The sequence below is a fragment of the Algoriphagus persicinus genome, from assembly GCF_035156415.1.
GTDB classification, from domain to species: domain Bacteria; phylum Bacteroidota; class Bacteroidia; order Cytophagales; family Cyclobacteriaceae; genus Algoriphagus; species Algoriphagus persicinus.
In genome coordinates this window covers 13,048-27,603 of sequence record NZ_JAYEEY010000033.1, presented here as the reverse complement: position 1 = coordinate 27,603, position 14,556 = coordinate 13,048, and the positions used below count along the sequence as shown (strand labels likewise).

The 14,556-nt window shown below is 40.7% G+C and carries 12 protein-coding genes; 2 read left to right on the top strand and 10 right to left on the bottom strand.

Going from position 1 to position 14,556, the window contains the following annotated elements; translation table 11 throughout:
• Positions 1–2: 2 nt before the first annotated feature.
• From U3A58_RS19400 to U3A58_RS19360, 9 genes are all read right to left on the bottom strand, one after another.
• On the bottom strand, positions 3–158 hold the full coding sequence (locus tag U3A58_RS19400) for a DUF5908 family protein (RefSeq protein ID WP_323826058.1): 156 nt from the start codon (positions 156–158) through the stop codon (positions 3–5).
• Between the two features lie 4 nt (positions 159–162).
• Entirely contained in the window at positions 163–633 is a 471-nt protein-coding gene (locus tag U3A58_RS19395; protein ID WP_323826057.1) for a phage tail protein, read from the bottom strand.
• A gap of 3 nt (positions 634–636) precedes the next feature.
• Entirely contained in the window at positions 637–1,071 is a 435-nt protein-coding gene (locus tag U3A58_RS19390) for a phage tail protein (RefSeq protein ID WP_111320708.1), read from the bottom strand.
• Positions 1,072–1,111: 40 nt separating this feature from the next.
• Entirely contained in the window at positions 1,112–2,578 is a 1,467-nt protein-coding gene (locus U3A58_RS19385; RefSeq protein WP_323826056.1) for a phage tail sheath family protein, read from the bottom strand.
• A 27-nt stretch (positions 2,579–2,605) separates the two neighbouring features.
• Positions 2,606–4,333 (bottom strand): phage tail sheath family protein, encoded by a 1,728-nt coding sequence (locus U3A58_RS19380; protein WP_323826055.1) that lies wholly within the window; start codon positions 4,331–4,333, stop codon positions 2,606–2,608.
• A gap of 14 nt (positions 4,334–4,347) precedes the next feature.
• On the bottom strand, positions 4,348–5,475 hold the full coding sequence (locus U3A58_RS19375; RefSeq protein WP_323826054.1) for a hypothetical protein: 1,128 nt from the start codon (positions 5,473–5,475) through the stop codon (positions 4,348–4,350).
• Positions 5,472–6,080: a Pvc16 family protein gene (locus tag U3A58_RS19370; RefSeq protein WP_323826053.1), complete on the bottom strand. Its 609-nt coding sequence runs from the start codon at positions 6,078–6,080 to the stop codon at positions 5,472–5,474. Before U3A58_RS19370 ends, U3A58_RS19375 begins: the two co-directional genes overlap by 4 nt.
• A gap of 244 nt (positions 6,081–6,324) precedes the next feature.
• Positions 6,325–7,704, bottom strand: coding sequence for a hypothetical protein (locus U3A58_RS19365; RefSeq protein ID WP_323826052.1), 1,380 nt, complete (start codon positions 7,702–7,704; stop codon positions 6,325–6,327).
• A gap of 124 nt (positions 7,705–7,828) precedes the next feature.
• Entirely contained in the window at positions 7,829–9,085 is a 1,257-nt protein-coding gene (locus tag U3A58_RS19360; RefSeq protein WP_323826051.1) for a hypothetical protein, read from the bottom strand.
• Positions 9,086–9,300: 215 nt separating this feature from the next.
• Here U3A58_RS19360 and rbfA point away from each other — a divergent pair, with 215 nt between their 5' ends.
• Entirely contained in the window at positions 9,301–9,687 is a 387-nt protein-coding gene (gene rbfA / locus U3A58_RS19355; protein WP_323826050.1) for a 30S ribosome-binding factor RbfA, read from the top strand.
• A gap of 11 nt (positions 9,688–9,698) precedes the next feature.
• A complete protein-coding gene (locus U3A58_RS19350; protein ID WP_323826049.1) occupies positions 9,699–10,925 on the top strand; it encodes an FtsX-like permease family protein in 1,227 nt (408 codons plus the stop codon).
• 9 nt (positions 10,926–10,934) lie between these two features.
• Here the strand turns inward: U3A58_RS19350 and U3A58_RS19345 are convergent, their stop codons facing one another.
• Positions 10,935–14,504 (bottom strand): hypothetical protein, encoded by a 3,570-nt coding sequence (locus U3A58_RS19345; RefSeq protein ID WP_323826048.1) that lies wholly within the window; start codon positions 14,502–14,504, stop codon positions 10,935–10,937.
• Positions 14,505–14,556 lie beyond the last annotated feature (52 nt).

Sequence of the window (14,556 nt, the reverse complement as noted above, 5' to 3'; positions counted from 1 at the left end):
TTTTAGCGTTCGTTTTTTTCTTTAATGATTCGGCTCAATTCCCGAATACCATCCATGACAGCACCGGTATCTGGGAATTTGTTGCCTTTTCCTGTCGGCTTACTTTCTGCAGTGTCGACAGTGGTGCGAATAATGAGTTCCTTGATTTCTATGGGCATAATTTTATATTGAAATGTCATCAGGACTAATCCGTCTATAGTATTGATAGGCGAATTCAATGTTTTCGATCATGATGGAGTTTTCCATAGCATTGAAACCTTCCACCGACCATTTCACTGGCCAGGCATTGACAAAATTCCAAGCTTGAAGAGGCACTTTCTCTGGACTTAACAAAATGACGGTGATATCCTGAGTTTCAAACTGAAACCCTTCCACACTATCCTTAAACCATTTTGCTATTTGAGAACTGATCGCCATGCCTCTTTTCAACACCAGGTTAGGATAAGAAATGGGACTGGGCATTCTGTGTTTGAAGCGATTCTCACCGCCCTCTGCATACTCTTCTACACCGATTTCCACACTTAATCCAGATACTTCTTGAAATCCTATATCTGGCATAGCCGGGTATTTCAGCAAAAGTCCCTCAAATCTTACCAGAAAGTGGAATCCAGTTGGCGGATAAAATAGCGCCATGGCTTAAGGTGTTTCTATAGCCAGTCCTTCATGGCAGAGTTCGATAGTCTCTATCGCTACTTCATTTCCGGTAGAATTCAATGAAGGACCTTCCACTTTACAAGGCCAAGCTTCTTTTACCTTCCAGACCATTACCGGTTCATGCTCCTCATTGAGTAAGCTAATGGTGAGGTCACGGCGCTCAATGTTGTTCATTTTCACCGTATTGAGCCATTGGAAAAATTCATTGTCAGCTCTGAAAACACCTCTTTTCAGTGTAATGTTGGAATACTGAGGAATTCCCGGCATTTTGCTCACATGATATTCAAGAGAGCTGCCTTCACGATAGTCGATGCTTTGTAGCTCCACAGTGAGCCCTGATACTTCTGTGAAACCTATGCGAGAACCGCCCCATTCTACCTGGAAATGAAATACGGAAACTGGATATGCTACTGCCATAATATTTTGATTTTAAGTTTGCTGTAGTTGAAATGTTAGATTAGGATTCCTGAAGTTTATGGGAGAATTTCAGGATGATAAATTCGGCAGGTCTTACTGCTGCCAATCCGATTTCTATGATGAGTCGCCCTTCAAGAATATCCTGTGCCGACATTGTCTGACCTAGTCCCACTCGTACAAAAAATGCTTCTTCAGGTTTGGCTCCTGCCAGAGCACCATCTCTCCAGAGCTTTGAGAGGAAATTTTCAATCATTGTTTTTGCCCTTAGCCACGTATTGGCATCATTTGGCTCAAAGACCACGAATTCGGTGGCTTTTTTCACTGACTCTTCCACAAAGATGTAAAGCCTTCTAACTGGGATATATCTCCATTCATTGTCATTGCCGGCTAATGTTCTAGCACCCCAAACCAGCGTTCCTTTGCCAGTAAAGGTGCGGATTGCATTGATGGATTTACCTGAAGTTGCATCTACATTGAGATCTGCTTGCTGATCATGCGACACTTTGCGAGAAGAGCCAATGACAGTTCTCACGTCCACATTTGCAGGAGCTTTCCAGACGCCTCTTTGTCGATCTACTCTGGCATAGATTCCAGCTACGGCTCCTGATGGAGGCAAGGTGATGTATTGTTTTTTGATTTCGGCTAGTATGCTCCTGTTTAGGCTGGGATCGGTGATTTCCAGTGTTTCCAGCGAGAGTGAATTCGAAACTCCTGCCTCTGAAGGTGTAGCTCCTGAGGGATAGAGGTTAGTATGTGTTATCGTTTGATTCACCGGAGAATAGGCATAGTTCAGAGAAGTACTCAAATTAGGATAATATGCTGCTCCATATTTTAGATTAGACATTCCTACGCAATCATTTCTGAAATTCTGGGCATCCGAAAATGGATCAGCAGTGACATCTTTTACATCGATGATGACAAATCGGTCTTTCAGACTATCACATTGCGCAAGCGCAGCATCATAAATATCCTTGTATATGGAGCCGACAGTTTCTGGAAGTACCGCAGGAATTATATCTGGAAATACCAATAGGGTGGGCTCATCAATTGCTTTGATAGCCTCCAGACCACCTAGAATTGTAGCTGAATCTGTAGGGGCACCTTTGCTGGGATCATTGTTATAATCATTTACAGATACAATGTAACAGGGTCCTCCACCATTTGAAAAGTAGATCTGAAGGCAATAATAAAGCTTATAAGGACTTAGGCTAGGGGGAGGGGTTACATTGATTTTCCGGTTGGCTAATTTTTCACCTGCACCTTTTGCAGCGTCATAGTTGTCTTCCACTGAGATTGTGAAGGTTTCTGGATTTCCTTTTCCGAAAATGCCCTCAAATTCAAGCATATTCGTGATTCGTGTTGGGACACCGCGGACGCTTTCTCTGTCCTTCTCGGCAAGATCTGTATGACCTATAAATGCTGGAATCGCTGTTTCCACGGAAGCTACAGATGCAGGTAGCGTGGAGATCTCTTCGATATATACGCCTGGTGTTGATTGAATTGACATGGCTAAATGTGTTTAAGATGAAGTGGATTAAGATTCCTGAAGTTTATGAGAGAATTTAAGGATGATGAATTCTGCCGGTCTCACTGCCGCCATACCGATTTCTACAATTAGGCGACCTTCCAAAATATCCAAAGGAGTCATAGTTTTGCCTAAACCAATTCTTACAAAAAATGCTTCCTCAGGTTTGGAACCTGCCAGTGCTCCGTCCCTCCATAAGTTACTCAGGAAGTTCTCTATCATGGTTTTCACCCGAAGCCAGGTATTTGCATCGTTTGGTTCAAAAACAACGAATTCAGTAGCTTTTTTGACTGATTCTTCCACAAATATGTAAAATCTGCGGACTGGGATATATCGCCACTCATTGTCATTTCCTGCAAGAGTTCTAGCTCCCCACACCAGATTTCCTTTTCCTTGAAAAAAGCGGATGACATTGATCGACTTACCTGAAGTAGGATCTACATTGAGCAATCCCTGATCTTCAGCGCTCACAGCCACAACAGGCTTAATTACTCCTCGAACATCTACATTTGCAGGTGCTTTCCATACTCCTCTCTGCCGATCTACTCTTGCGCAGATCCCTGCCATGGAAGCGGAAGGGTAAAGCTCCATTTTTTTGGACTGCAGTCTTCCGATGATGGTATTATAAAGCGTCTTGTCTGGCGCTTGCCATGAGAAAGTGCCAGATCCGGAAATTACTGCACCGCCATCACCATTGTCAGTATATGTTAATGGAATTAGTCTCCCAGCTTCCCCAGGAATCCGTGCCATGAGAGTGATAAGATTCCCCGTTCGTTCTACTGAGAATTCCGGATCGCTATTTATCGCAGCTTCCAGGGCCCCCGCAGTAGTAATGTCTGTCCCAGCTTTATTAAAATCTGTCCCTTCCGTGTAGGATCCTGAGCCTATAGTGAAACTATCTCCATCAATATTATCGAAGTTGTTTATTCTAATGCTGGCTGTAGCAAAGGCATCCCCTGCACCAATTGTTGCTAATGATTTGCCATGATATGCCCCCAGACCTGCTCCTCCTCGATTGTCTATAATAGTAAGTCTTGATTCTGAATAATATTTGTAAAGAGAGGTTTTCAGCGATGGGTAATAGGCTGCTGCATATTTCAGGTCGCTTGATCCAACTTCGTCTCGGAAAGAATTTCCATCCTCTTCTACACTTTGGGTATCGTAGTGCAAAGCATCCAGTAGAGCAAATCTATCTTGAAGTTTGGCACATTGAGTAATCAAGGTTTCATGGATAGTTTTGCGGTCGATTTCGCTTAAAATCACCGCTTCTGGCACTACTAAAAGTGTTGGCTCATCCTCTTCTTCCAAGGCGTCGATTCCTGCTATCAGCTCTCCTGGATCAATAGAAGCTGGAGCTGGATTTGGTCCCTCAACAAAGCCTCCAACGGGAACGATATAACAAGGTCCTCCGCCATTGTTGAAATACATATATACTTGGTAAGTCATGCGGTAAGGAGAGAAATTTGTGGGGTCTGTGATCTGTACCACAGTTGATCCATCTACTGCTTCGGTCAAAGTCACCCTATAATCTTCTGGATAGGATTCACCAAAAATCTCCTTGTATTCTAAATACGAACTGACTCGTACGGGCTTATTTGCGGGTAAAGTCTCACCATTTTTTTCGCGTTTTGCAGTATAGCCTACGAATGCAGGGATCGCAGTAGCGACTGGAGCAATGGAGGCGGGAAGGGTTGATATTTCCTGAACATAAACCCCGGGGGTTTTAAAGTCTGCCATATTCGGATTGTTTGCTAGATGAATACATATATTTCTGAGTTAGCCTCTCCACCACTTTGCTTGGTCGGGGCAGATCGGGATGGATTTGGAAGGTTAGAAATCAACACTTGATTTCCTGGTGTTTTTCTGAGCTGAAAATTAAGCTTCGGGATTTCGAAGTAAGGAATCTTATCCTGGGATCGGAAAACCACTGTTTCCAGATTATTTATCTTGATGTCAGCATTTGGACTGTCCCCAATCCTGTCAAAAGTATAGGAGCCGTATGGGACTGATCCTTCATTTCCTTGATCTTGGATTTGAAGTTCGCTAGAAATTAGATCTACTTTTTTATTGCCATTGACCACATAGTAAGTCCAGAGGCTTTCCTTTCTAGCAAACGAGAGTTGATAATATTCTTTTGCCCCATAAAGATGATTGGGGGCAGCTTGATATTGTAATTCTATTACACCAAAAGGCTGAGAAGAACGGAAGTCGCCAAGCCAATAATTCTTAGACCAGAGATCTTCTGTGTCTGCTGTATTGCGGAGTGTAAAAGAATATACCCCTTCTTTTTTTCCCTTAAAATCGAATGTAAACCTGAATAGCCCGCTGTCATCAGGAGTAACTTCATATCCATCTGGTAAGGGATTACCCGCTATATCTTTTCCCGAGGGAATCACATCTCCGGCGGCATTTCTTACCTTGACCCGAACTGAGGATGGTAGGGGAGTGAGACTTATCTCCATAGAAAAAACCTTTGATCGTGTTCCATCCAATAACTGATAGGTCAGCTCCTCTGGGTTATCACTATCGCTTGAGGCGCTGGCAGGGATGTTTTGAAAAAATGGCACTTTATCAGCTTGAAACTTCTCTCCACCACTATCTAGATCAGTGATTTGAAGGAAAGATGCTGCATTTTCAGGTTTAAAAAAGAAGAAAAAGGATTCAGGCAATTGCAGCGGAGTAAGCGGAGTCACCTCGTCCTCTTCCGCTCTGTAGAGTAATACTATTCCACCTGGCGTTTTCCGAAATAAGATTTTCCCATTTTTCAGCATATGGGCAGTTTCCTCAGTAGGCCAAATAAGTATATCCTTGGCTAAGCCATCTTTGAAGAAATCATGGCGAATAGCTACTTCGCCCAGGCGTGTGTAGATGATGCTCATGATTTATGAAGTGTATCGAGATGAATTTTTTCAATGGGCTCGCCGCTTTCCTGGATTGCATTTTCCTGAATCTTGAGCGTCTTCACCTTATAAAGTACTGATGGCAGATATTTGGCACCTACTACTGTCCAGAAATTGTAGAGTTGCTCAAATGAGTAGCTGTATAGCTCCACCACAATTTTGGTAAGCTCTGGGTCGAATCCTGCCAGTCCAGGACTATTTTCCTTGGTGAATACATTCTTGGACTGGAAAAAGGCGATGGCATAGCCGAGCTGCTTTAGTCCTTCTACATAATCGTCTGAAGAATCGATTAGATTCTTGTTCTGGAAATTTGCCGTGATCAGCACGTATAGATTCAGTTGAATTTCAGGATTTCGCTTTTCCACTTTCCCAACAGGGTTGATGTAGGTGCTGCGCTGTTCCTTGATTGTGCGTTCCTCTTCAATATTGATTAGCGATAGCCCGAGACTTTGATCAGGAATTGCAATCCCTGCTTCATTGGTGACACTGGAGAGGTAAATCCGATTCCCCATGGTATCACCTACCTTTAATTTGATAAAGGCATTCAACTCGGCAGTTAAAAATTCCAGTGTGGAATGAATCATATCGCTAGAAAAATGATGTAAAAAAAGATGGTTAAAGAGCTGTTTCAAGGTATTCAACTTAGCTAGCAAAAGACAGGAAATTATACTGCGCCTTTATACGATAATTAAGAATTAAAAAATTACAATTATCTGATAATCAATAGAATGGTCAAAAAAATTGAATCAATGATGACATAAAATTTTCTTAAAAATTACGAATATCTTGACTTTTTCAAAAGATTGTTCAAAGATGAAGATTGCCGATTTAGGAATTTTGCCTCTTGATGGATTTGATAATCCAGCTATCATAACGAATTAATTCAGAAGTATTAGGTTTCCACTCTAAGCCATCAATTTCATTTTGTAGTTCAATAAGGGAGGGATCTTGGATCAAATCAAATTGGGCTGGTTTAAATAGTGATTTTTGTAATTTTGAAAAGAGCTGAAAGGCGAGATAAATCCTTCCGTATGTTTTGCATTTGTACCTGGAGATTAATTTCCGGAAGTTCTCAATTTTATATTCTAACCAGTCTTGATCATTCTGATCAAAAAGTATCATCATTTCTAGCATTTTAGAGCCTAAGTAATATTCAGGAATACACTTCAAGTGCTTCTGATAAGCATGAATTTGCTTCATGGCAGTTTTAAGATTCCGTTGCTTAAAAAGAATAAAAGCTTCTAGATAACTCCACTTTGGATGTTGGTTAGAATCCAGCTTCATCAAGTTTTTACGGAGAATTTGTTGGGCTTCCTCTGTCCTATTCAGGTGAAATAAGGCATGCCAATGATTCAGCGCATAGCTCAGTTCATTTTCTTGCGAAAAATTAGAAGTATCCACGGAGTCAATACATTCTTCTAGTAATTTGGTAAAATCTCGTTTTGCGAGAAGAATAGACATCTTCGCTATCAATAATTCATCCTTGGATCTAGGCTCAAAACTATTATTCCAATCTGATTCGGCCTCAGTCACCTGAGATAATGCATTTTCATATTCCTTGTGCTGAATAGCTCGATTGATATCATCTAGAATAAACCTGGAATTCCGGCTATAATTTAGTTGACAGATCATCATCTTTAAATACTGGTTTTTAGAATGCTTTTGCTCTTCTGATTTAGTGTAATTTTTCTTAATCAATAATTGCAAATGACTTTTGATGGCAATCTCAAGTTCTGGTAAGTCATTATTGCTAAGCACTTCACAAATCCCAAATCGAACGGCGGTACTATATATGGTCAGCACTAAGTCATGAAACTCGTACTTGATGGCCATTTTAAGCCCTCGCTCCAGCAATTTGGCTCCCTCAGATCGTATGCCTCTTGCAAGTATAAGTTGGCTTTTGAGAAGCAATTCCGAGCATTCGATGTGTAGCTGGTTTTCTTTCTTAATGCAGGTTGGCTTTAAAAGTAAAAAAAGCTCTTCAAATTCATCTTTCACCCGTTTCTTGAGCTGAAAGTAGGCGGCTCCTTCAGGCTTTTTGTATATTTTTTGGGAGTATTCAGAATCAGATAGACCCGGGTGGCTCACGAAAAGTCTCATGAGCATCAACTTCTTGGAGCTGGGAGAATTCTTAATTTTAGCAAACTCTACCAACTGCATCTTTTCGGGCAAAGAACATGCGTCTAGGAGCAGGTTGATTGATTCCATAAAAAAGTGGTTAAGGAGTGAAAAAGCAAAGTCTCAGGCTAAAAGTACATTTTATTAAGCTGACAATCAAACGATTAAATCATAAGTTCACCTTGCCCCTTGTATTAAAAAGTGGAGGTAAATACTACTTTTTTAAAGTATAAACCCCTGTGCGCGTTTCGAGGTATTGGTTCTCCAATGCTGGAAATTGTCTGAGTAATTTTTCAAAGTCCCCATTTGGGTCGAGTACCATGGAAGGCAATTGCTTTTGAAGCATTTGAAAGAGCCTTGCCTTTTCTCTCAAATCGCGATCCTGAACAAGATAAAGCTGAGTCAACCGATAATTAAGAAATGGTCCACCGAGTTTAGCATTGAGATAGGGTGAGAGATCATCTCCCAAAACCAGAATTTCTCCTGAATATGCTCCCTCACTTTTGACTACGAAATATTCTGAATTAGGAATTGTTTTTTGCCAAAACCAAAAGCTACCTGCAGGTAAGCCTAAGATCAGAAGATAAAAGGCGATTTTGAGTATGAATTTCCTTTTGACATGGTGAAAAAACTGCGTGATCAAGTACGTAAGGCCAGGAATCAAAATAACTAACTGGTACGCCGCCTGTCTCTTGATAATGAAAAACACTGCTGCCGAAAAGAAAAGCCAAAAAATGACTAGCTGCCGTTGCTTTTGCTGGTTGATGGTAGATCCACGCAAAAGGGTAGCCATGAAATACCCTATCACAGCTAGCAATAGCGGAAAACTTCCTAGGATCAGCCAGTCAAGGAGAGACTGGTATTCATATTTTTCAGAAATGAATGTCAATGGCCAAATCTGAATGGCTTCTTCCAGTCCACCATTCCAAAAGTAGAATAAAGAAATCAATAGGAGAGGAAGAGCATATCCAACTAGAGAGAGCATCAATTGCCGAAAAGAAAAACTACTGATCGCGATCCCTGTGAAAATCATGTAGGGTAAAAAGAGGATGTAATTTGGGTGAAAACCCGTTGCCAGACCAGCATATATCCCGATTAATAGAGTGGACTCACTTGTATCCTTCTGCAATACTGTCTGGGAGAAGAGCTGTCCCAGAGCCAAAATCAAAAAGCAGCTTCCCAATAATGCCGGACTCAAACTAAGTAAATCAAAAGAAAAATGGAATAGCGCAGCCATTATAATAGCTGGGAGATAAGTGTTCAGGTCAAAAGCCTTGAACTTAATCAGCATAGCATTCCAATAAACTATCTGAAATGCTATTAAAATTCTACCGACAACTTCATAGGCGAAAGGGCTCCTTCCAAACAACAAATCCATGAAAGTAAAGAACCCCGCAGATAGCGGCCCGTTGTCATCTATAATATCTTGATACAAAAAATAGCCCTGCCCCAATCGCTCCCCTAAAAGCATCCAAATCAATTGTGAATGGGTAATTGGGAAAGGATTAAGAGTCAAATAGACTATTGTCAGCAGGAGAATGTATATTCCTATGCCGATTAGCCTGAAGGGGTCATTTAATTTAAAAAAGCTGAACAAGGTAAATTGGAGAAGAGTGTTTGGTTGGTTTTGCCCGAAATTAAAGCTTGCCCAACTATTTCGCTAAATTTGTACCACAAATACTTCATATGGAAAGTAAAAGACAACAAAAATACGCCAAGCTGATCCAAAAAGAGCTAGGTGATATCTTTCAGAAAGAATCAAAACATCTAGTCGGTCGCGCTATGGTGACGATCACGCGGGTTTTGATGAGTCCGGATTTAGGTTTGGCAAAAGTTTACTTAAGCTTTTTATTAGCCGATCCAGAAGCGACATTTAAACTTATCAATGAGCATAAAAAGGAAATCAGACATCAATTGGCCAAGCGAATTGGTAAATCGGTTCGTGTCATTCCTGAAATCGCATTCTTCCCGGATGATTCTGCCGCTTACGCGCAATACATGGATAAGGTGATTTCCAATCTGTCTATTCCACCAGCGCCTACTGAGGAAGAGGATCAAGAAGAAGAGAATTAATATAGCTATCGTTGAATCTCAGTTTTTTCATAGCCTCCAGATATTTTCGCAGCAAAAAGAAGCGGAACTTCATCACCATTTTGTCCAGAATCTCTATGATAGGAGTCGCTGTGGGCACGATGGCTTTGGTGATTGTGATGTCTGTATTCAATGGCTTGGAAGATTTGATTCGCGGGATTTTTGCTAGTTTCGATGCTGAACTGAAAATAGAGGCCGCTCAAGGGAAAAGTTTTATGACCAGCGAAGAATGGCTGGAAAGTATCAAAAACCTGGAAGGTGTAGCGATTCTCACTGAAATCATAGAGGATAATGCCTTGTTTGATTACAATGGCAATCAGATGATTGGTAGATTAAAGGGGGTTTCAACTAATTTTCTGGATCAGGAAAGATTCTCAAAAGGCTACTTCTGGGGAGATACTACTTTGGGAACTGAGCTTAATCCTGCTGCAATTCTAGGGCGAGGTGTGGGTTTCTTTCTTTCGGTGAATCTGGAAAATGTCAATGTGCCGCTAAAAATCTACTACCCAAAAGCGCCCAGAAGTGCTGCTACTATAGATCCCTCCCAATTTTACGAATCTGCCGTATTGGATCCCGTAGCCTATTTTAGCATTGACCGTCAGTTTGACGATGAGTATGTGATTGCGCCGCTTTCTTTTGTCAGAGACTTGTTGAAATATGGGGATAAAAGAACCTCACTCGAAGTGAAAGTAGCCAAAGGGCATGCTATTGCTGAGGTTCAAAAAAAGCTCAAGGCACATTTAGGTGAGGCATTTTTGATCAAAAATGCTGATGAGCAACATGCAGGACTTATTCGTACGGTTAAGATGGAAAAGCTCTTTGTTTTTCTCACGTTGGTTTTTATTTTGGCGATAGCGTCCTTCAATATTTTCTTCTCGCTAAGTATGCTGGCTATAGAAAAGAAAAAAGATATAGCTGTGCTAAAAGCTATGGGAGCTCCAGAGAGATTGATCAGAAAGATTTTCTTGAAGCAAGGAGCTCTGATTGCATTCAGCGGAGCAGTGATAGGGCTAGTTCTTGGCTATGTGGTTTGCTGGGGGCAGCAGACTTTTGGACTGGTTTCGCTTGGGATTTCATCCGCCGTAGTAGATGCCTATCCGGTGAAAATGATCTGGAATGATTTCCTATGGATAAGTATAGCGATGATAGGAATTACTTTTTTGGCGTCTTCAAGACCCGCTTGGATCGCTGCTCAAGTAGATACTGTCAAAGAGATTTGATGTCAAAATTTAGGTTGTTGGATCGCTTTTGCCAAATTTGAATCCAGCTAATCCTCTATTGAGAAGAGCATAAAAGCTACCCAATAATCCTAGCCCACCAGTCATATAAGCATACGCTTCATTGACGAAGTTTTTATCGAAAATGCCAATCAGTGCTATGCAGATCAAAACAAAACTCACGATAGAAATCTGAATTGTTTTTTTGTTGCCGTTCTTGTGCTCGAAATCTTTGAATGCCTTCTTTTCAATTTGACTGGTTTCGTTCAGGATTAATTTGCGAAATACCGGACTAAAAAACTCCCAATCATGCCAGGTATGCTGTGAATGCTTCACAGCAATCTCTTCTAGCTTTGGATGAATAATCCCTTTTTCAGCTAGATCAATTAACGTGTCTTTTCTGGAAATATTAAAGAAACCTTCTTGGGCAAAACTGTAGCACACCATTCGTTCATCAAAACTCAATTCAAGCCATAGATTGATGTAGTAGGCTTTTTCCCGTCTCAGTTCATTTAGGATTTGCTCTTCATCGAGTACAAAATGCGGGGATTTATGCTGAATCGGATAGGTGTGGAAGTTGAAATCCGAGAAAAGCTCGGAATAAGCAATTCTATCGGTAAGGTTAGTTACTTTATTGAATAGCTCCTTCCAGGGCTGGCCTGAAGTAATAATGATAACTGCATTTATACTCTTCAAAGAATGGATTACTTCTATGATTGCTTCTGGTTTTTCCAAGCAGTGGTAATTTTTGAAGTGGTAGTACGCTTTGCCCCTGTCCAGATCAAAATCCCCATCGAGTTTTTCTGTCAAAAAGTCAATTATCACAAAGTCATTTACTTTATCTCCAAAAGTATTCTCGATCACCCGCCTTATTTTCAACGCATCTGTGGAGCACAAGAAATTGAATTTCTGAGCTTTGTTCAGCACTTTACTCGTTTTGTAACTGATGTTTAGATCAAAAAAGATGTTTTTTTGAACCCAATAGTTGATGAGTGTAGCGATGCCCAACAAGAGCAAAAACGGAATAAAAATCAAGGGGGCTGAAATAGGGAAAGCCAATTTCCGACCTGCCAAAGCACTCTTGAATACTTCAATATTTGGAGCTATGAAATTTTGGATTTTTGGGTCAAAAGGATCAGCAATGCTGTTCATAATACCTCTGCGCACTTTTTCGTAGCTTTCAAGTATGGGATGTTTGGGCGGTTCTTCTACAAGGCGCTGCTCCCAGATTGCTTGCTCGAAGAGCTGGGTTTTTGACTGGATCATATAGCCGGGGAGAAATCCTATCAATAGAATCCAAACTGATAAATAGATTGCCAGCGTCTTTCCTGAAGACACTTTGAGCAGCAGAATCTCACTGTCTTTTATGGCAAGAAACCATACCAGAACTACCAAGGAGGAAAACAGTGTTAAAATCAAAATCACATAAAATGGTGTGATGGAAAAGGAGGCATTGAAAATCACTAGGATGAATATAAAAACCATGCTGCTATAAATAGAGCTGGGGATATTTTTGGCGGTACCTAGCACTTTCTCCCAAATAGACGCTTCTTGCTTAGTATGCTTTGGGAGGAATTCTGTGCCGGTGATCAGGTTCACCAAAAACACAAAAAGACTGGAAAATAGCATTGCCCCCAAAAACTCAAGGTGATTCAGTGAGCCACTATAGTAAATCGCAATCAGTATCATTAGATATCCTAGGTAGGAAAAGCAAAGAAACCATAACCTATTCAAATTAGAATAGCTGGGTTTTAGCCATTGGAAGAGAAAATACTTGAACTTAAAGGCTGAGTTTGATTGAGAAGTGAGTTTTTGAGTTATAAATGAAAGAAGTATAACTCCAAAGTAAATAAAAAGGAGAACGATACCTTCCATCGAACTAAGTGAGGAAAATGCATGGGTGAGATTTTGATTCACAAGAAAAATCAGCCAGATGTTCTCATCGAATTTACCCTTGGAGACCTGAGTCAAAACGCCTGTATATTGATTTCCATTTAGGTACAAGGGTACTTCAAAGTGCTGGGAGCTGTTTTCATTGTTCCTGATGATAGCGCTTATTTCCAGCCAAGACTCTTTAGCTACGCCTTCTTGCAGGTTTGAGATAGGTGTGCTGATCTTATTACTTTTGAAGAGAATGCTCCCCGAAGATTTAATCACTAAAAACCGATGCGATTCATTTAAGTCTTTTCGATCTGGTTCTAGTCGAAAAGTAATGGCTCGAACCGGGAATACTTCGTTACATGATTCTGAGATGACAGATTCTAATTTCCCGTCCGTTCTACTGTAATGTGAATCCAGGAAAAGTGTGTTTTGATTTTGTGGATCAATAAAATGCTTATAATAATTTCTTGAGCTGAGGTCTATTGCAGAAAGCCCTCCTCCAAAATCTACAATTCTGGAATCAGCGTTTTTGAAATAAATCGTATTGGCTAATCCTCCAGAGGCAAATAGTACCAGCTCATTAAAGTCGGGAAGAGCGGGAATAAAATCGCATCCTAAGTCCCAGTTTTCAAGGATTGAATGATAGGTATCTAAAATATTGGTAAAATTTGTTGACAGTTCGCTGATATTTGACCCCTGCTCTCGCACTGGGTCTGGCCGGTTGAAATTGAAAGACAGCGCGAAACCTACCACGAGTGCCAGACCTATCAGCGATACCCCAACTTGGATTACGATGGACTGCGTGAGGTTATCCCCTTGGGCCAAATTCATTACACCTAATACTGGAATAGACGCCAGCAACAAAACCAAAAACAAAATAAGTGTAGAAATCAAGGTGAAGTTCAGCCTGAGCCCTACTTGCTGGAAATAGGCGTTATTGATCATGCCTACTGCATAGAGATTTAAGTTTTCCAATGGAATTGGAGCGATGTAGGTCCGATTATTCTGATTGGAAAAAATCACCTGTTCTACAAATACTCCAGAGACGACCTTTCCTACACTGTCTTCTTTAATCAGTGAGGGCTTGAAAAGTAACAATCCTTGTTGGCTGGTAGGATAAATCACCCTACCATCTGAATCAGTAATTAAAAAGTTATCAAATATCTGATTGCGTTCCTGCTTTCTCAGGAGATCTGAAATTGGTATTTTCACATCAATGACCAGCTCTCCTTTAGTGGTTGGTTCTAAATCAGTGGTATCAAAAAGAAATTTTTTTACCTCTCGATTGGAGATGAAATGGTGTTTGGAGGCCGCATCCAAAGTTAATTTGAGTTTCTTTTTGACCAGCAATTCCTTTTCAATGGAAAGTTCATCCATGACGATGGAATCTTGTGGTAGAAACTTTACTATACTGTAGTTAGGTATAAAACCCTTTAAGATTCCGGTGAGGTGCTCAGCTTCAGCTTTTACCTGAGGCTTGCTACTCAGTCGGGCATAGCCCTCACGTAAGAAATACGCGTCGATACGCTTGTAATAATCAGGTAGTGCACGAATGATATCATCTTTGATCGCAGTGATACTTCTAATGTGCTGCTCTTCAAGTTCTTGTCGATTATTGTTAGATTGGACAAAAAGTACTATTCCAATAATTCCAATAATCGGCAAAAGAAACAACCAAATACGTAGTGTCTTTAGCTTCATAAAAAATCGGGATAAAAATGAATAGGTAAAATACTTTTTAAATAGCTGATAA

Bases quoted from the DNA above. Each gene is read 5' to 3' on its own strand.
- U3A58_RS19390 (WP_111320708.1), bottom strand. From the start codon at position 1,071: ATGGCAGTAGCATATCCAGTTTCCGTATTTCATTTCCAGGTAGAATGG.
- U3A58_RS19360 (WP_323826051.1), bottom strand. From the start codon at position 9,085: ATGCTTTTAGGGGAGCGATTGGGGCAGGGCTATTTTTTGTATCAAGAT.
- U3A58_RS19395 (WP_323826057.1), bottom strand. From the start codon at position 633: ATGGCGCTATTTTATCCGCCAACTGGATTCCACTTTCTGGTAAGATTT.
- U3A58_RS19370 (WP_323826053.1), bottom strand. From the start codon at position 6,080: ATGATTCATTCCACACTGGAATTTTTAACTGCCGAGTTGAATGCCTTT.
- U3A58_RS19385 (WP_323826056.1), bottom strand. From the start codon at position 2,578: ATGTCAATTCAATCAACACCAGGCGTATATATCGAAGAGATCTCCACG.
- U3A58_RS19375 (WP_323826054.1), bottom strand. From the start codon at position 5,475: ATGAGCATCATCTACACACGCCTGGGCGAAGTAGCTATTCGCCATGAT.
- U3A58_RS19365 (WP_323826052.1), bottom strand. From the start codon at position 7,704: ATGGAATCAATCAACCTGCTCCTAGACGCATGTTCTTTGCCCGAAAAG.
- U3A58_RS19345 (WP_323826048.1), bottom strand. From the start codon at position 14,504: ATGAAGCTAAAGACACTACGTATTTGGTTGTTTCTTTTGCCGATTATT.
- rbfA (WP_323826050.1), top strand. From the start codon at position 9,301: ATGGAAAGTAAAAGACAACAAAAATACGCCAAGCTGATCCAAAAAGAG.
- U3A58_RS19400 (WP_323826058.1), bottom strand. From the start codon at position 158: ATGCCCATAGAAATCAAGGAACTCATTATTCGCACCACTGTCGACACT.
- U3A58_RS19380 (WP_323826055.1), bottom strand. From the start codon at position 4,333: ATGGCAGACTTTAAAACCCCCGGGGTTTATGTTCAGGAAATATCAACC.